The 18,071-nt window shown below is 63.8% G+C and carries 14 protein-coding genes; 6 read left to right on the forward strand and 8 right to left on the reverse strand.

Translation table 11 applies throughout. The features are described from left to right. Positions 1-2: 2 nt before the first annotated feature. The gene (locus MY55_RS08115) at positions 3-356 is read right to left on the reverse strand and encodes a CZB domain-containing protein (protein ID WP_043581461.1); all 354 of its coding nucleotides are present in this window, start codon (positions 354-356) and stop codon (positions 3-5) included. A gap of 194 nt (positions 357-550) precedes the next feature. Continuing rightward, entirely contained in the window at positions 551-2,407 is a 1,857-nt protein-coding gene (locus MY55_RS08120) for a site-specific recombinase (RefSeq protein WP_099049620.1), read from the reverse strand. Positions 2,408-2,557: 150 nt separating this feature from the next. Between MY55_RS08120 and MY55_RS08125 the strand changes: the two genes are divergently transcribed. Genes MY55_RS08125 through MY55_RS08135 form a run of 3 tightly spaced genes read left to right on the forward strand, consistent with a single transcriptional unit; the run spans position 2,558 to position 4,501 of the window. After that, positions 2,558-3,142 (forward strand): TetR/AcrR family transcriptional regulator, encoded by a 585-nt coding sequence (locus MY55_RS08125; protein ID WP_065202227.1) that lies wholly within the window; start codon positions 2,558-2,560, stop codon positions 3,140-3,142. 34 nt (positions 3,143-3,176) lie between these two features. Further along, positions 3,177-3,689: a DUF4442 domain-containing protein gene (locus MY55_RS08130; protein WP_043581505.1), complete on the forward strand. Its 513-nt coding sequence runs from the start codon at positions 3,177-3,179 to the stop codon at positions 3,687-3,689. Beyond that, entirely contained in the window at positions 3,686-4,501 is an 816-nt protein-coding gene (locus MY55_RS08135; protein WP_065202228.1) for a crotonase/enoyl-CoA hydratase family protein, read from the forward strand. The genes MY55_RS08130 and MY55_RS08135 overlap by 4 nt, the downstream gene beginning before the upstream one ends. A gap of 80 nt (positions 4,502-4,581) precedes the next feature. On the opposite strand, the gene MY55_RS08140 is transcribed toward MY55_RS08135, so the two are convergent. The 6 genes from MY55_RS08140 to MY55_RS08165 all read right to left on the reverse strand — a co-directional run bounded on the left by MY55_RS08140 (position 4,582) and on the right by MY55_RS08165 (position 13,460). Further along, complete coding sequence (locus tag MY55_RS08140; RefSeq protein WP_043581501.1) at positions 4,582-5,775, reverse strand: branched-chain amino acid ABC transporter substrate-binding protein; 1,194 nt, start codon at positions 5,773-5,775, stop codon at positions 4,582-4,584. A 290-nt stretch (positions 5,776-6,065) separates the two neighbouring features. Next, on the reverse strand, positions 6,066-7,154 hold the full coding sequence (hemH, locus tag MY55_RS08145) for a ferrochelatase (RefSeq protein ID WP_065202301.1): 1,089 nt from the start codon (positions 7,152-7,154) through the stop codon (positions 6,066-6,068). Between the two features lie 52 nt (positions 7,155-7,206). Continuing rightward, positions 7,207-9,507 (reverse strand): DNA translocase FtsK, encoded by a 2,301-nt coding sequence (locus tag MY55_RS08150; RefSeq protein WP_052877951.1) that lies wholly within the window; start codon positions 9,505-9,507, stop codon positions 7,207-7,209. Positions 9,508-9,881: 374 nt separating this feature from the next. Continuing rightward, positions 9,882-10,280, reverse strand: coding sequence for a hypothetical protein (locus MY55_RS08155; RefSeq protein ID WP_043572019.1), 399 nt, complete (start codon positions 10,278-10,280; stop codon positions 9,882-9,884). A gap of 742 nt (positions 10,281-11,022) precedes the next feature. Continuing rightward, positions 11,023-12,126 carry an anhydro-N-acetylmuramic acid kinase gene (locus MY55_RS08160; RefSeq protein WP_065202229.1) on the reverse strand — a complete coding sequence of 368 codons (1,104 nt, stop codon included), beginning with the start codon at positions 12,124-12,126 and terminating at the stop codon, positions 11,023-11,025. After that, positions 12,126-13,460 (reverse strand): M23 family metallopeptidase, encoded by a 1,335-nt coding sequence (locus tag MY55_RS08165; RefSeq protein ID WP_065202230.1) that lies wholly within the window; start codon positions 13,458-13,460, stop codon positions 12,126-12,128. Before MY55_RS08165 ends, MY55_RS08160 begins: the two co-directional genes overlap by 1 nt. A 208-nt stretch (positions 13,461-13,668) precedes the next feature. Here MY55_RS08165 and MY55_RS08170 point away from each other — a divergent pair, with 208 nt between their 5' ends. From MY55_RS08170 to MY55_RS08180, 3 genes are all read left to right on the forward strand, one after another. Then, entirely contained in the window at positions 13,669-14,664 is a 996-nt protein-coding gene (locus tag MY55_RS08170; RefSeq protein WP_043572518.1) for a hypothetical protein, read from the forward strand. 6 nt (positions 14,665-14,670) lie between these two features. Further along, on the forward strand, positions 14,671-16,359 hold the full coding sequence (gene recJ, locus MY55_RS08175) for a single-stranded-DNA-specific exonuclease RecJ (protein WP_065202231.1): 1,689 nt from the start codon (positions 14,671-14,673) through the stop codon (positions 16,357-16,359). 112 nt (positions 16,360-16,471) lie between these two features. After that, positions 16,472-18,040, forward strand: a complete 1,569-nt coding sequence (locus MY55_RS08180) for a DNA recombination protein RmuC (protein ID WP_047243392.1) — start codon at positions 16,472-16,474, stop codon at positions 18,038-18,040. The last annotated feature ends 31 nt before the right edge of the window (positions 18,041-18,071 follow it).

Raw genomic sequence — 18,071 nt, forward strand, 5'->3', positions numbered from 1 at the left:
GCTCAGCGCGGCTCGGTTTGTTGGCGCAGCTGTTCGATGGCCACGCTCGCCGCGCTGGCCGCCACGGCGTAGGCGCCGTCATCCAGCGCCTGTTCCGCCTGGCTGAACTGCTGGCGGTTGACCAGGCCGGCGATCTTGGCGGCTTCCAGATGGAGGATGGCGTGGCGGCTAAGGCAAGTCTGGTACACGCTCAGGTGGCCGAAGCGGCTTTGCCCGGGGCCGTGCAGCCACTTGCCCAATTCGCAGCAGTCGTCGCGGCCGATGTTGTCCTCATCCATCCGCTCTTGCATGAAAATCGCCACCCTGAACCGGGTTTCCCATTCCACGTGTTTGAGCAAGGCCTGTTGCAGATCCATCTCTTTTCAACCGGGTTTCATTTGCGCCAAGCGCGCCGTCTGCCTGGCGGCGGCCGGGAAGTTCGAATTCGACAAGCCATTATTGGTGAATGGTGTTGTCAGATATTTTTATAGATAGACTAAGTAAATTCACTTATCAAGAATGAGCGAGCGCGGCCTCGTCGCCGAGGCCGCGCCGTGATGGGCGGCAGGGATCAGCCGCGCGATTCGTCAAGCGGAGGAGCGGTTTCCGTTTCCGCCTGCGGCGCAGACGGCGGCGGCAGGAAGAAGGCCAGCGGCTGCCGCAGGAAGCGCTTGGCCAGCATGGGCACCAGCGGCAGCAGCATGGTGCCGGACAGCTTGCGCGAGCGCAGCGCCACCCACAGCGCCATGAAGAAGCTGACCGCAAGGTTGGTCATGCCGATCAGGGCGACGCCGGCGCAGCCCAGCAGCACCGCGGACAACGGCACCTGGAAGTCCAGCGCCACGCTGGCGAAGGCCAGGTTGGCCGACGAGAAGGTGATGTGGCGGATGTCCAGCGGCAGGCCGAGGATGGTGCCTATCGTGCCGGACAGGAACAGGAATATCCCGGCGATGGCGGCATGCGGCAGGGCCAGGCTGTGTAGCGGGTCGATCTCGTGCAACAGCTTTTGCGCCTTGGCGGCATCCACCACCGGCGCGCCGAACAGCGCGCTCCAGCCCAGCGCGATCAGCGCCGCGGTGGGAATGGCCAGCAGCACATTGCCCATGATGGCGACGAATTGGGTGCGCACCACCTTGGTGATCAGGTCGGCCAGCACTTCCAGCTGCTTCTTGCGGCCGTTCTGCTCGTGCAGCGCCGCCGCCAGGCGGGCTGCGGTCATCGCGGGCTGCTTGGTGGCGATGGTCAGGTGCAGGATCTGCACGATGATGAAGCCGATCGCGTAATTCAGGCCGAAGGCGATGCCTTCCCACAGCAGCGGCAGGTGGCCGCGCGCAAGCATCAGCTTGATCAGCGCCATGAAGCCGACGATGAAGCCGGCGCCCATCGCCGCCTTGCCCATCTTGGCCCAGTCGCGGCGGTCCTCGGCGATGTAGTGCTCGCCATGGCGGCCGGCATGCTCGGTGACTTGCAGCGCCAAGAGCTCGGTGTTGGACTTGAACAGGTCGCGCAGGCTGTACTTGCGGTTTTCGGCGCGGGCGAAGTCCACCAGCAATCGGAATAGCTGGGGCTTTTCCGCCGGGTCGTGCTCGGGCGACAACAGCTCCAGCAGCGCGCGCAGCCGGGCTATGCTTTGCGCCAGCCGCAGGCCGTGGTAAGTGAGGCTGACGGAAATGCCGTAACGGGCGGCGTTTTTGCGCACTTTGCCGAGGATGGCTTCGCACTGCTCCAGCAGCACCAGCACCTGTTTTTCGTCTTCCGGCGGCGGCGTGCCGTCCACCAGCGCCTGGTGGTAGCCATCCACGTAACGCTGCACTTCGGCGTTCAGGTGCATGAAGGGCGAGGCGAAGCGCTCTACTTCGGGGCAGACCCGCACCAGCTCTGGCTCCAGGCCGATGGCGGTGATGCGGGCCGACAGCACTTGCACGGACTCCAGCAATTGCAGTCGGGTCTGGCGCTCGCTGTCCTGGCGCGGCGCTTCGTCCCAGGCCAGAGCGCGCCACAGCGCGTGCCAGGTGGCGTCGGGCACCGCCTCCAGCCACAGATAATCGTGCTTGTGGCTGAACAGCAGGCCGAAGCGGTCGCGCAGCGAGTCGGGATTGTGGGGCATGGGCAGCGCGCGCTCGCCCAGACGGTGCAGCAACGTAGTGCCGAAGCCGTCGTTGGCCAGGATGCCGGCTTCGGTGTAGAGCGGAATCTGGCGGGTTTCCGCCAGCAGCGTGCACAGGGCCAGGCGCAGCGCCTGGCGGTAGTCGGCGTGATGTTCCAGCAGAAAAGACAACGCTTGCAGATTGACGGTGGACTGCTGCGGCGCCTGTCCGTTGCCGGGGCGCAAGGCGGCCACCAGCAAGGCGAGGGTTTCGGTTTTGCCGGGCTCCTGGCAAAGCCGGCGCAGCGAGGATTCCAGGTCGGGAGCGGTGTGTTCTGTCATGTTTTACCAGGTTGGGCGCGCGCTGGCGCGCGGACTTGAGGGGATGCTTGTCATTTTAGGGCATTTGTCCGGCCTGCGGCAGGGGGCGGGGCCGGCCGGAGGCCGCCGCGGGCGATTGACACCTTACTAACCAGTAAGTAGAGTGATTTGATGAGCAATGGTTCCGACAGCAAAAACGACACCCGCAAGCGCATCCTCGACCTGGCCGAGGAGTTGCTGCTGACCCGCGGCTTCAATGGTTTCAGCTACCAGCACATCAGCAGCGCGCTGGGGGTGCGCAACGCGGCCATCCATTACCATTTTCCCAAGAAGAGCGACTTGGGCGTGGCGCTGATCCAGCGCTATCGCCGCCGCTTCCTGCGCTTCACCGAACAGCAGGCGGACTGGGACGCGCCGCGCAGGCTGGAAAGCTATTTCGGCTTGTCGGACCAGTATTACCAGCAGCACAAGCAGATCTGCCCCAGCGGCATACTCAGCACCGAATTCCAGACCTTGCCGGAAGATATGCAGCAGGAGGCGTCCGCTTTCATCGACGAGATGCGGCAGTGGGCGGTCGCCATCGTCAGGCTGGGACGGGATGTCGGCCTGATGCGCTATGCCGGCACGCCGGAAGCGGTGGGCATGATGCTGTTTTCCGCCTTGCAAGGCGGTTTGCAGCTGGCGCGCATCGACGACGGCGCCTTGCCGCTGCTCAAGCAGCAGGTCAGGGTGACGCTGGGCCTGGGCGAATCATGACAACACGAAGAACAGAACTACAGAGGGGTTAAACATGGAATACCGCAAGAACAGCATGAGCCGGATCGCCGACAAGGTGGGCCGCCTGCCGGTGGGCTGGCGCCGCCCGGTGTTGTCGATGATGTTCGGCAAGATCGTGCCCTTCCTCTCCACCGCCGGCTTGCGTTTCGAGGATGTCGGGCACGACAAGCTGACCGTCTCCATCCGCAACCGCAAGAAGGTGCAAAACCACATCCGCGGCGTGCATGCGGCGGCGATGGCCTTGCTGGCGGAAACCTCCACCGGTTTCGTGGTCGGCATGAACATGCCGGACGACAAGCTGATGCTGCTCAAGTCGATGAAGGTGAATTACGTCAAGCGTTCGCAGGGCGATATGCGCGCGGTGGCCAGCCTGACGCCACAGCAGATCCAGCAGATGTACGAGCAGGACAAGGGCGAGGTGCTGGTGGAGGTGTTGGTCACCGACGACTCCGGCGAATCGCCGATCGTCTGTGAAATGTTGTGGGCCTGGATTCCCAAGAAGCGTCCGGAGGCGAGCGCGGCATGATCGACTTGCAAACCCTGACCGTCGAACTGAACGACAAGGTCGCGCTGCTGCGCTTCAATCGCGCGGACAAGGCCAACGCGCTCAATCAGCAAATGTGGCAAGACCTGCGCAGCGCGCTGGACTGGGCCGATGCCGAGAGCGGCGTGCGCGCGGTGGTGCTGGCCGGGCACGGCAAGCATTTCTGTTCCGGCATCGACCTGTCGATGCTGATGGGCCTGCAAGCGCTGATTCAGGATGAGTGCGAAGGCCGCAAACGCGACAAGCTGCGCCGGGTGATCTTGGATCTGCAGGACTGCGTGACCAGCCTGGAGCGCTGCCGCAAGCCGGTGATCGCGGCCATTCAAGGCGCCTGTCTGGGCGGCGGGCTGGATATCGTGCTGGCGGCGGACTTCCGTTTCGCGGCCGAGAGCGCGATGTTCGGCGTGCGCGAGGTGGACATCGGCATGGTGGCGGACGTCGGGTCGCTGCAGCGCCTGCCTCGGGTGGTGGGCGAGGGCGTGGCGCGCGAGCTGGCGCTGACCGGCCGCGACATGGCGGCGCGGGAAGCGCTGGATGTCGGCCTGGTCAACCGCGTGCTGGCGGACGCCGACGCCGTGCTGGCGGCGGCGCTGCAAAGTGCCAGGCTGATCGCCGGCAAGTCGCCGCTGGCGGTGCGCGGCAGCAAGGAAGTGCTGAATTACAGCCGCGACCACAGCGTCGCCGACGGCTTGCAGTTCGTCGCGGGCTGGAATGCGGCGATGCTGATTTCGGAAGACATCCAGAAGGCCGGCATGGCGGCGATGCTGAAGCAGGAAGCCAGCTTCCGCGATTGAGCGGCGCCGCGTTGGCGGCCGGCGTATGGGCATGAAAAAAGAGGCGCCGCTGGCGCCTCTTGCTCATTGCGGGAGGGGGCTTAGTTGCCGCCCACGGTCGACACCACTTCCCACTTGCCGTTCTTCACCTGGTAGACAGTGACGGCGCCGTTCTTGATGTCGCCCTTGTCGTCGAAGGCGATCTTGCCGGTCACGCCGCTGTAGTCGGTTTTGCCGACTTCAGGCAGGTAGGCTTTGGGGTCGGAGGATTTGGCGCGCTTCATCGCATCCACCAGCACCATCACCGCGTCGTATTCGAACGGCGCGTAGATCTGCACGTCGGTGTTGAATTCCTTCTTGAACTTCTCGTCGAAGGCCTTGAAGCCCGGCATCTTGTCGCGCGACACGCCGCAGCTGGACGCGTACTGGCCGTCGGAGGCGTCGCCGGCGAGCTTGATGAATTCCGGGGTCTGCCAGCCGTCGCCGCCCATCAGCTTGGCCTTGATGCCCAGGCGCTGCATCTGCTTGGCCAGCGGGCCGGCTTGCGCGTCCATGCCGCCGTAGAACACCAGGTCGGGTTTGGCCGACTTGATCGAGGTGAGGATGGCGTTGAAATCGGTGGCGGTGTTGTTGGTGAATTCGCGTTTCACCACTTCGGCGCCCTTGGCCTTGACCGCGCCTTCGAACTGGTCGGCCAAGCCCTGGCCGTAGGCGGTGCGGTCATCGATGATGGCGATCTTCTTGGCTTTCAGCTCGCCGGCGGCGAATTCGCCCAGCGCCTTGCCCTGCTGCACGTCGTTGGCGATCACGCGGAAGGTGGTCTTGAAGCCTTGCTTGGTGTAGTCCGGGTTGGTGGCGGACGGCGAGATCTGCGGGATGCCGGCGTCGGAGTAGATCTTGGAGGCCGGGATGGTGGTGCCGGAGTTAAGGTGGCCGACCACGCCGGCCACGCCGGCGTCAACCAGGCGCTGGGCGACCTGGGTGCCGATTTTCGGGTCGCCCTGATCGTCTTCCGACACCAGTTCGAACTTGACCTTCTTGCCGCCGATTTCCACGCCCTGGGCGTTGAGGTCCTCGATGGCCAGCTTGGCGCCGTATTCGTTGTCCTTGCCCAGGTGGGAGATCGGACCCGACATCGGCGAAACCTGGCCGATCTTGACCACAGCGGCGTCGCCGCCGGCGGCTTGCGCCGGAGCGGAGGAGGCCTGTCCCGAGGCCGGCTGCTCCTGCTTGCTGCAGGCAACCATGGCGATGGCTGCGGTAGCGATCAGGCTGAGGCGAGCGTATTTGTTCATTGAGCGTTCCCCTGAATCTTATCTGCGTAGACTTTAGATGATCTCTTTGGTAAACCAACAACACCATTAAGAGGCTGTTAGTTGCAACTGATTATGGTGACCAGTTTGCAAGGGTGTCAATCTGGAAAGACGCTGACCCAATGACTATAGGACCATTATTTACATTTTGCGGCAAACAAGTAAAAAACGGGCGCGCGGCTTGAATGCCCGCGCGCCCGGATGGTCTTTTATCTTGTTGATTTTGAAGAAATAGCGGGTAGTGATGCCGCCTGTGGCCTTAAGGCCTGATGTCAGCTGGATGCCCCTTTTTCACGCGCTCGCGCTTGGCGGGCGCGGCCATCTTCTGCCGGATTTTCCAGCCAGCCGGCAAGATTGTCTTTTACAATTGTCGCAAGTGAGACTATCCATTGCGAGTCTTCATTCAGGCAGGGAATGTAGCGAAATTCGCCACCGCCGCTGCTCAGGAAGGTTTGCTTGCCTTCCATCGCGATTTCTTCCAGGGTTTCCAGGCAGTCGCCGACAAAGCCGGGACAGATGACATCCACCTTGGCGGTTTTCGCCTTGCCCAGCTGTTCCAGCACCTCGCTGGTATAGGGTTTCAGCCATTCGGTGCGGCCGAAGCGGCTCTGGAAACTGATGACATATTGATCGGGCGCGAGACGCAGGGCCTCGGCCAACAGCCGGCCGGTCTTCTGGCATTCGCAGTGATAAGGGTCGCCCTTGTCGCGGGTGAAGCGCGGCACGCCGTGGAAGCTCATTACCAGCTTGTCCGGCTGCTGGCCATATTGCCAGTGCTTGCGCACCTGTGCAGCCAACGCGGCTATATAGCCCGGATTATCGTGGAAATGGCGCACGGTGCGCACTTCCGGCATATTGCGCAGCCGCGTCAGCACGCGGAACGCCTCATCCAGCGCGGTGGCGCTGGATGAGGCCGCGTACTGCGGATACAGCGGCAGCAGCAGCAGCTTTTCCACACCTTGTTCGCGCATCTTGCCTATCACGCTTTCGATGGACGGATTGCCGTAGCGCATCGCGTAATCGACCACCAGTCCCGTCATCCCCATTTCGCCCAGCTGGCCTTTCAGCAACTTGGCCTGGCTGCGAGTGTGCGTCAGCAGCGGCGAGCCATCCTTGGTCCAGATGCTGGCGTATTTGCGGGCCGATTGCTTGGGCCGGGTGTTCAGGATGACGCCGTTGAGGATCAGCCACCACGGCAGACGCGGAATCTCGATCACGCGCGGATCGGACAAAAACTGCTTCAGATAGGGGCGCAGCGCCTGGGCGGTGGGGGCGTCCGGCGTGCCCAGGTTGATCAGCAGCACGCCGGTCTTGGGCGCGTAGTCGTGGCGGAAAGCCGGTTCAGGCAGATAGCGGGGCATGGCCATCCTTTTATTGTGGGGAAGGGACGCCGGCATGGCGGCGTCCGCGGTCTCAGTCTTCTCGGGCCGGGGCCAGCACGGTCCGGTTGCCGTTGCTTTCCATCGCCGACACCAGGCCGGCGGCCTCCATTTGCTCGATCAGCCGCGCGGCGCGGTTGTAGCCTATGCGCAGATGGCGCTGCACCGAGGAGATCGACGCCTTGCGGGTTTTCACCACGATGGCGACGGCTTCGTCGTACAGCGGATCGGCCTCGGCGTCGGACTCGCCATCCAGGCCGCTGGAGCTGGCGCCATCGTCGCCGTCGGCCTGGCCGGTGAGGATGCCTTCGATGTAATCCGGTTCGCCGGTGGTCTTCAGGAATTCCACCACGTGATGGACTTCATCGTCGGAGACGAAGGCGCCGTGCACGCGGTTGGGGTAGCCGGTGCCGGGAGGCAGGAACAGCATGTCGCCCTGGCCTAGCAGCGCTTCCGCGCCCATTTGGTCCAGGATGGTGCGGCTGTCGATCTTGCTGGACACCTGGAAGGCGATCCGCGTCGGGATATTCGCCTTGATCAGGCCGGTGATCACATCCACCGACGGCCGTTGGGTAGCCAGAATCAGATGAATGCCGGCGGCGCGCGCCTTTTGCGCTAGGCGGGCGATCAGCTCTTCGATCTTCTTGCCGGCCACCATCATCAAGTCGGCCAATTCGTCTATCACCACCACCACCAGAGGCAGGGTGTCGAGGGGCTCCGGCGTTTCCGGCGTCAAACTGAACGGATTGGGAATCTTCTCGCCGCTCTTGTCCGCATCTTTGATCTTCTGGTTGAAGCCGGCCAGATTGCGCACGCCCAATTTGGACATCAGCTTGTAGCGCCGCTCCATTTCTCCGACGCACCAGTTCAGCGCGTTGGCCGCTTGCTTCATGTCGGTGACCACCGGCGCCAGCAAGTGCGGAATGCCTTCGTATACCGACAGTTCCAGCATTTTCGGGTCCACCATGATCAGGCGGACTTCCTTGGGCGTGGCCTTGTACAGCAGCGACAGGATCATCGCGTTGATCGCCACCGATTTGCCGGAGCCGGTGGTGCCGGCCACCAGCACGTGCGGCATCTTGGCCAGGTCGGCCGAAACTGGCTGGCCGGCGATGTCCTTGCCAAAGGCGATGGTGAGCTTGGACGCCATGTTCTGATAGCTGTCGGAGCCGATGATCTCGGTCAGCCGCACGATCTGGCGCTTGGGGTTGGGCAGCTCCAGGCCCATATAGGTTTTGCCGGGTATGGTTTCCACCACGCGGATGGAAACCAGCGACAGCGCGCGCGCCAGGTCCTTCATCAGGTTGACGATTTGCGCGCCCTTGACGCCGACCGCGGGCTCTATCTCGTAGCGGGTGATCACCGGACCCGGGTAGGCGGCGATCACTTTGACGTCGACGCCGAAGTCGGCCAGCTTGCGCTCGATCAGGCGCGAGGTGTATTCCACGGTGTCCTGTGATACCGGCTCCTGCTGCTCCTTGGCAGCATCCAGCAGAGTCAGGCCGGGCAGGGCGGCGTCCTTGGGGTCGGCGAACAGAGATTGCTGCACCGGCTTTTGGGCCTTGGCCGACACTGGCACCTCCAGCACCGGCGGCTCGATGCGCACCGGCGTGGTTTCCTCGATTTTCTTCTTGGCGACGGAAACCTTCTCTTCGCGCTTCTGCGCGGTTTCCTTGCCGATTTCGCGGTCCTTTTTCGCCTGCCAGCCATTCCATAGCCGGATGGCACCGTCTTCCAGCGCCGCGCCGATGCGCTCCATCAGGTCCAGCCAGGAGAGGCCAGTGAACAGGGAAAATCCTATAGCAGACAATACGCCCAGCAGCAGATAGGCGCCGGACAGCCCCAGGCCGTGGGCGATGCCCTTGCCGATGAAGTGGCCGAGCATGCCGCCGGCCTCCAGCGGCAGCGTCACCGCCTTGCCTTCCAGCACGATGGCCTCGAAGCTGGCGCTGGATAGCAGCAGCAGGAAGAAGCCGCCGACCGCGGCCATCGTGATTGGGCTGAACTTGAAACCCAGCGATTCCATGCGGCGGTAGCCCCAGCCTATCGCCACCAGGCAGAACACCACCAGCCACCAGGCGGAAAGGCCGAAGATGTATAGCAGCATGTCCGACAGCCAGGCGCCGAAAGCGCCGCCGTAGTTGCGCACGGTGGGGTCGGAAGAGCTATGCGACCATGAAGGGTCTTGCGGAGAGTAGCTGGCCAATACCAGCACAAGATACACCGCGGCCACCGCCATCAGCAGCCACCATGCCTCGCGCAGCAGGGCGGCCAGCTGCGGCGGCAGCGGCGTCTGGTTATTCTTGACTACGGCTTTGCGCTTGAAAAATCGCATTTACGATTGCAACCTGTTGAATTTTATAGAAATCTTTGTTTTTGTGGCATTCGGGCGTGCATGGCTAACTGATGATTTTTGTGAGGATTATGCACATGATAATACTGTCTTCTGAATGGTCATAAGTCTACCACGGCGGCGGAATTGTGTTGATGAATAGCGATTGCTATCAACTTGCATCATGCTGCGCCAAAGAGTTGGGCAGATGAAGTGGCGGGATATTGTTCGGCAAAAAAGGTGATATGACGGAGTGTTGCGCGGTGTCGGCCCTTTGATTGATAGCCTGCATGCCATCGAATGGAAAAACCGGTTATGTAGCTAGTATAAGGCATGCAAACACCCCGCGTGAGCGGGGTGTTTCGGTGCGAGCCAGCTTAGCTCGGAAGGATCCGGTATTGCAAGCGATCAATCAGCCCGCCGCTGCTGATGCCGGTAAACGTAATTTGACACCCGTCCATCGCCTCCAGCGTAGCCGAGTTGGCGTTGAAGTTGCCGACTTTCTTTATCGATCCGGAAAGATCAAATTCCAGATAGCTGACAACCATATAGCCTTGATTGGTTCTGGCCTGCATCTTTTTTAGAATAACAACGCCATCATTGGGCATGGTTACCGTCAAGGATTGCAGGCCTTTGGTGTTGCCGCCATAGGAAGTGCTGCCGACAGTAATATTCACTAGCGCGTCACCCCAATAGAAGGTGACCTGGCTGCCTGACATGTTGACACCTTGGAGAGCGCCGCCGGCGCCGCCAAACGTTTGCTTGATTTCGGCCATGATACTTTCCTTTTAAGGTGCTGATTTAATATCGGTGAAATTCAATGGCTATTGCCAAAATAAATATAGGAGAAGGCGTGTGCGGCAGACCTGTCCTTTGGGTTGGTATTTGGCCATCAGTCCTTGGTTGGTGATGCCGGCGTCGAGCCAATGAGCAAGGAGCTTGTCTAGGCGCTGAAGGGGGATGTTTCTGTCGGGCGCCGATGTCGATCGCTCTTTTGTATTGGAGAGTCTGCTGGATGGAATGAATTAACCCTATTAGGTTTAGTGGTATGGATTCATTGTCTGATTGAACTCGGAGGGGCGCCTGTTGCCAAACATTGGGTGTGGATGGCTACAAAGAGAGGCGGCTGGAGGCGAGTTTTCCCATGGTGTGTGATGCGATGAGCCTGGTTGAAGCCTTGGCGCAACTCGATACGTTCTTGTATGAATGGAAAAGGGAGAGGCTTGTTCGTCAACTTTGGTTTGAATAATCGCTGTTTCTTGTTCGGTGTATTGTTTGGCGGGCTTGTTTAAGACGACCCTGCCGGTCATTGAAAAACAGCGTCAACGTGAGAGTGCGCTACCTATCTGGTGATAGGTTTGTGCGCGCGCTGACCGCAGGAATGCCGGCCGGGCAATCTCTGGCCATGGTTTGGCGATGGCGTCCGCGGATTTTGGCCGGCTTGCGTGGGGAAAATCCTGCTTGGGAATCGTTATGGTGCGATCATGTGCCATGATCCTGGTGGATCATGGCCTGATCTTATCGGGGATGCAGCGCGCCCAGCACGCGAGGCCCCTGCGCGCCGGTGACGGCAGGCAGGTTTCCGGCTTGGCGCTGGTTGAAGCGCCAGCCCAGCCAGGCGAAGGCGATGGCTTCTATCAGCTGGGCCGGCAGCCCGAGCGCCTCCACCGGCTCGATGTTCTGGCCGGCTAGCAGGCGCGCCAGCTCGGCCAGCAGCGCGCCGTTGCGCGCACCGCCGCCGCAGACGTAGACCGCCTGGTTGTCCGGGCAATGCCGCAGGATGGCGTCGGCGATGCAGCTGGCGCTGAAGGCCAGCAGGGTGGCCTGCACGTCGGCCGGAGCCAGCGTTTGCGGCTGACGCGCCAGTTGCCGGGCCAGCCAGTCGTCGTCGAACAGGTCGCGGCCGGTGCTCTTGGGCGGAGCCTCGCGCAGATAAGGTTCGGCCAGCATGCTTTGCAGCAGCGGCGGATCTACCCGGCCGCTGGCCGCCCAGCGGCCGTCGTCGTCGTAGGGCTGGCCGGTGTGGCGCAGGCACCAGGCGTCCATCAGCATATTGCCGGGGCCGCAGTCGAAGCCTATGGCTTCCCGGCCCGGATGCAGGCGCGCCAGATTGCTGATGCCGCCGATGTTGAGGATCACCCGACGTTCGCGCTCGCTGGAGAACACGCATTGCTGGAAGGCGGGCACCAGCGGCGCGCCATGGCCGCCGGCGGCCACGTCGCGGCTGCGGAAGTCGGCGATCACGTCGATGCCGGAGAGCTCCGCCAGCCGCGACATATTGCCCAGCTGTATGGTGTAGCCAGCGTGCGGGGCGTGGCGTATGGTCTGGCCGTGGCAGGCTATCGCGCGGATGTCGGCGGGCGCGTGGCCGCTGCGGGAGAGCAGCTCGGCGGCGGCGCGGGCGTAGATTTCCGCCAGCCGGTTGGCCAGCCGCGCGCTGCGGTGCAGTTCGTCGTCGCCGCGCGGCTGCAGCGCCAGCACTTCTGCCTTCACTTCGTCCGGATAGGGCAGCGCGTGCTCCGCCAGCAACTCCGGGCGGCCTTCGGCGTCGAAACGCGCCAGCACGGCGTCTACGCCGTCCAGGCTGGTGCCGGACATCATACCAATATATAGCTCGCTCATCAGTCGACCTGCGCTACGTTGACCGGGATATTCTGCAGCAACTGCAGCCTGGCGCTCAACTGCGCGCGCTTGGCGCCGAACTGGGCCAGCTGGGTCTTGCCCAGGTCCGGCGCTTGCAGCGCGTTGGTGGCCGGGTCTACCGGCTGGTCGTTGATCCTCACTTCGAAGTGCAGATGCGGGCCGGTGGCTCGGCCGGTGCTGCCTACGTAGCCGAGAATGTCGCCAGCCTTGACTTTGCCGCCCGCGCGCACGCCCTTGCCGAAGGCGCTCATGTGCGCGTACAGCGTGGACAGCTTGCTGTTGTGGCGGATCATCACCATGTTGCCGTAGCCGTTCTCGCGCTGGACTTTCACCAGCTCGCCGTCGGCCGGCGCCACGATGGGCGTGCCGGCGCTGGCGGCGTAATCTATGCCGGAGTGCATGCGCAGCGCGTGCAGCACCGGGTGCATGCGCAGGCCGAAGCCCGAGCTGATGCGCGCGCCGGCCACCGGCTGGCGGCTGAAGCCTTTCTTCACCGGGCGGCCGGCGGCGTCGTAGTAGGCGCCGCTTTCGCTGTCATGGGCGAAGTAAAACGCCTGATGCAGTTTGCCCTGGCGTTCGATCGACACCGCCAGCAGATTGCCGCTGGCGATGGAAGCGCCGGCGTACACCATGGTTTCGTACACCAGATTGATGCGGTCGCCGCGTTTCAGGCTGGAGAGTTCGAACTGATCGGCGAAAACTTCGGACAGCTGGTTGCGGATGTCCGCCGGCACGCGAGCGGCGGTCAATTCGGCGGCGGCGCTTCTCTTCAGTGTGATCGAGCGCACGGTTTCCACGCTTTCGGCCGCCACCGGGTCGGCGCTGGCCTGCCATTTGCCGTCGCGCTTCTCCAGCGCCACCAGCACCTGTTCGCCGTTGTCGTCATCCTGCAGGAAGCGCAAGCCGAACAGCTCGCCGGCGTCGTTGGTTTGCACCGTCAGCGTGGCGCCCACCTTGAGCTTGAGCAGGTCCTTCGCCAGCGGACTGGTGTACAGGAAGGCGTTGGCCTCCTTGTCGCGCACGCCGACGCGGTTGAGCACGCGCGCCACGGTGTCGCCGCGCTTGATGCTTTCATCGCGCCAGTAGCGGGTCTGGCTGTCGGCGAATTGGAATTTCGGCAGCGCCAGGCGTTCCACCACCTGTTGCTGCACCACCTCCGGGCCGCGGGTTTCCTTGGCGCCCACCGCCACGGCGAAGGCGGTGGCGGTGCCCAGCATGGGCAGGCAGGCGGCCACGCCGAGCCAGCTGAGGTGGTGGTTGATCAGCTTGGACGCGCATTTTTGCGGGATGTGTAGCAGTTTGCGATAATCCATCAATTTTCCGGGCGGGCCGCGGCTCGCCATGCATAAACATTGATCAGGGTCCGGTCCCGCGCATGTCGGGGAGGCCGGCGCCAAACAGGGTTGGTTCGGCGAGTCGCGCGATAGTTCCGGCAAAGCGGCCAGTTTGCCGCAGAATCGCTCTCCGGCCAAATGCCCCATGGTCAAAATGGCGCGGATCCGCAATCCATCTGGCAAGAATATGAAATTAATCCTGTTGTTACCGGGCCTGGCCTGGCTGGACGCCCATGACGGCGGCGAAGTGAGCAAGGCGCTGCCGCTGCCCGCGCTGCAGCAAATGCTGGGCAAGGGGCGGCTTGAGCGCAAGGAACGCGGCTTGTCGGCGTGCGTCGAACAGCTGTGGGGCGCGCCGCCCGCCGGCCTGGCCGCGCTGGCGGCCGAGCAAGCCGGCCTCGCCGGGGACGGCGAATGGCTGTTCGCCGACCCGGTTCACCTGCGGGTGGACCGCGACCGGGCATTGCTGGCCGATGTCGGCGTGATGCAGATCAGCCTGGACGAAGCGCGCGGCCTGACCGACGCGCTCAACCGCCACTTCGGCGAAGACGGCTTGGCCTTCCACCCGCAGCAAGCGGGGCGCTGGCTGCTGAATGCGCCCAAGCCGCTGACGGCGCGCTTCGATCCGTTGTGGGATGTGGTGGGAGAGGACATCAATCGCCACCTGCCGCAAGGCGAGGGCGGCCTGGCCTGGAGCCGCATGCTCAACGAATTGCAGATGCTGCTATACACGCAGCCGCTCAACGACGCGCGCGAAATGCGCGGCGATTTGCCGGTCAACAGCGTATGGCTGTGGGGCGAGGGCGCGCCCGCGCCCTGGAAGGCGCCGGCGCCGGCGCTGCTTGCCGACGACGAATCGCTGCAGCTCTTGGCTGCGCGCAGCGGCATGGCGGTGGACGCCGCGCCGTTCGCTTTCGACGGCTTGCCGCTGGACGGCGACTGCCTGCTGATGCTGGACGCGCTGCAGGCGGCGGCGCAATATCGCGACGCCTGGGGCTGGCGCGAGGCGCTGCAACGGTTGGAGCAGGACTGGTTCGCGCCGCTGCAGGGCGCCGTTCGCCAAGGCAAGATCAGCGAATTGACGCTGATCGCCACCGGCCCCGCCGGCTTCGAGCTGACGCTGAAGCCCGCCGATTTGTGGAAATTCTGGAAACGCGCGCTGCCATTGGCGGCGCTTTACTGAGAGCCTATGTCGCAGATCGTCACCCGGGAAGTTCCCGTTCCGTTGCAGCAAACCCTGCTGCAGCAAGGCCTCACGCCGCTGCAGGCGCGGCTGTACGCCGCGCGCGGCATCGCCGACAGCGCGGAGCTGGATTACGGCCTCAAGGGCCTGCTGCCGTTCCAGAACCTGAAAAACGCCGAAGCGATGGCCATGCGCCTGGCCGACGCCATCGCCGCCCGCCAGCGCCTGCTGGTGGTGGCCGACTACGACGCCGACGGCGCCACCGCCTGCGCGGTGGCGGTGAAGGGGCTGTCCGCGCTGGGCGCGACGATAGACTTCATCGTGCCCAACCGCTTTGAGTACGGTTACGGCCTGACGCCGGAAATCGTCGAACTGGCGGCGCGGCAGCGTCCTGACATCATCATCACAGTCGACAACGGCATCGCCAGCGTGGCCGGGGTGGATGCGGCGCGCGCGCGCGGCATCGAGGTGCTGGTGACCGATCACCACCTGCCGGGCGACACGCTGCCGGACGCGCTGATCGTCAACCCCAATCAGCCGGGCTGCGAATTCCCGTCCAAGAACCTGGCCGGCGTCGGCGTGATGTTCTACGTGCTGATGGCGCTGCGGGTGGAAATGCGCCGGCGCGGCGTATTCGACGAGCGCAGCCAGCCCAATCTGGGCGAGTTGCTGGACCTGGTGGCGCTGGGCACGGTGGCCGACGTGGTGCGGCTGGACCGCAATAACCGCACGCTGGTGGAGAACGGCCTCAAGCGCATGCGCGCCGGGCGGATGGCGCCGGGCATCGCCGCGCTGTTCAAGGTGGCCGGCCGAGCCAGCTACAAGGCCAATACTTTCGACCTGGGCTTCACCCTGGGACCGCGGCTGAACGCCGCCGGCCGCCTGGACGACATGAGCTTGGGCATCGCCTGCCTGTTGTCCGGCAACGAGCAGCAGGCGACGGCGCTGGCGCAGGAGCTGGACAAGCTCAACCGCGAACGGCGCAGCATCGAGCACGGCATGCAGGACGAGGCGCTGGCGGCGCTGTCCGGCATCGACGCCGGCAACCGCTACACGCTCACGCTGTTCCGCGACGATTGGCACCAGGGAGTGGTCGGCATCGTCGCCTCGCGGCTGAAGGAACGCTTCCATCGCCCGACCATCGTGTTCGCGCCCGGCGACGAAGGCGAAATCAAGGGCTCCGGCCGCTCCATTCCGGGCTTCCACCTGCGCGACGCGCTGGATCTGGTGTACAAGCGCCACCCGGGGCTGATCCTGAAGTTCGGCGGCCACGCGATGGCGGCGGGGCTGACGCTGGACGAGGGGCGCTTCGGCGAGTTCCAGCAGGCTTTCGAAGCGGCGGCGCAGCAACTGCTGGATGAAAAGCAGCTGACGCGCACCATAGAAACCGACGGCAGCCTGCCAGCGCGCGAATTGAGCCTGCAACTGGCCGAGCAGCTGGCGGCGGAGGTCTGGGGCCAGGGCTTCCCGGTGCCGTACTTCCACGATCAATTCCTGGTGGTGAACCAGAAGCTGGTGGGCGACAAGCACTTGAAGCTGCGGCTGGCGCGCGAGGGGCAGGAATTCGACGCCATGCTGTTCAACCATGCCGACTGGCTGCCGGACCGCATCCAGGCGGTGTACCAGCTGATCGCCAACGAGTGGCAGGGTCGCAAGGAATTGCAGGTCTACCTGCAACACTGGGCAGAGGCGTGAAGTAGGGTGGATGTCTTGAGGGCGATCCGCCATTTCTCCACCATGCGGGGCGGAGCGGCCGGTTAGCCGGGAACCCCGCCCTGCGCGGGCATCAAGCGGGATGGAAAGCGAAATGGAAATGTTGATCATCGGCCTGCTGGTCGGTTTGATGGGCGGCGGCGCGGCCTGGTTCGCCGCTCGGGCGCGCGCCGCGCGCGAGCTGGCAGAACTCAAGCAGCAAGCCGCGCAGCTGGATGCGCAGTGCGCCGGCTTGCGGGAACAGCTGGACGAGGCGCGCCGCCGCGAGAGCGCCGCGGCGCAAACAGCGCAGGAACAGAGCCGGCAACTGGCCGACGGCCAGACCCAGCTAGGCGCGTATGTGGCCCGAGCCCAGCGGGTGCCGGAGCTGGAACGCCAGCTGGACGAGCGCGAAAAGCAGCTGGAGGCGCTGCGCGGCGAATTGCGCGCGGCGTCGTCGCAACTGGCGGCGCGCGAGGAGCAGGGGCGGGTGCTGGAGGCGCTGGAAGCGCGCAGCCTGCAGCAGGGCCAGGACATCACCCGCTTGACCGCCCGCGAGCAGGAATTGGCCACCTTGCTGGAAAGCGAGCGGCGGCAAAACCAGGAGAAGCTGGCATTGCTGATGGATGCCCGCCAAGCGCTGTCCGACCAATTCAAGGCGCTGGCCGGCGACATTCTGGAAGAAAAATCCAAACGCTTCACCGAACAGAATCAGCAAAACCTGGGCGCCTTGCTCAATCCGCTGAACGAGCGCATCCAGAATTTCGGCAAGCTGGTGCAGGACACTTACGACAAGGACAGCAAGGAGCGCCTGTCGCTGGAGGTCGAACTCAAGCGGCTGCAGGAGCTGAACACCCGGCTGGGCGACGATGCGACGGCGCTGACCAATGCGCTGACCGGCGCCAGCAGCAAGGCGCAGGGCACCTGGGGCGAGATGGTGCTGGAAAAGGTGCTGGAAACCTCGGGCTTGCATAAGGACCGCGAATACCGGGTGCAGGTGTCCGACGTGGTGCAAACCGAAGACGGCGCCAAGCGCTACCAGCCGGACGTGGTGATAGACCTGCCGGAAGGCAAGCAGCTGGTGGTGGACTCCAAGGTGTCGCTGAACGCCTATGTCCGTTACACCGCGGCGGAGGACGACGCGGCGCGCGAGGCCGAACTCAAGGCCCACATCGCCGCCATCCGCGCCCATATCCGCACGCTGTCGGAAAAGCGCTATCAGGATCTATACCAGCTCAACACGCTGGACTTCGTGTTCATGTTCATTCCGGTGGAGCCAGCCTATTTGCTGGCGGTGCAGCACGACATGAGCCTGTTCAACGAGGCCTTCGAGCGCCGCATCATGATCGTCGGCCCCAGCACGCTGCTGGCGACGCTGCGCACCGTCGCCAGCATCTGGCGCTATGAATACCAGAACCAGAACGCGCAGGAGATCGCGCGCCAGGGCGGGGCGATGTATGACAAGTTCGCCGGTTTCGTCGCCAATATGGAAAAGTTGGGCAAACAGCTGGACAGCAGCCGCGACACCTTCGGCGACGCGATGCGCCAGCTTTCCAGCGGGCGCGGCAACCTGATGAGCAGCGCCGAGCGGCTGCGCAAGCTGGGCATCCGCAACAACAAGCAGTTGGCGGCGCAGTTGCGGCTGGACGACGCCGGCGACGGCGAAGAGGACGGCGAGGCCTAGTCGGAAGCTTGGCCAATGGCATGCGACCCCG

The organism is Chromobacterium subtsugae, assembly GCF_001676875.1.
Lineage (GTDB): Bacteria > Pseudomonadota > Gammaproteobacteria > Burkholderiales > Chromobacteriaceae > Chromobacterium > Chromobacterium subtsugae.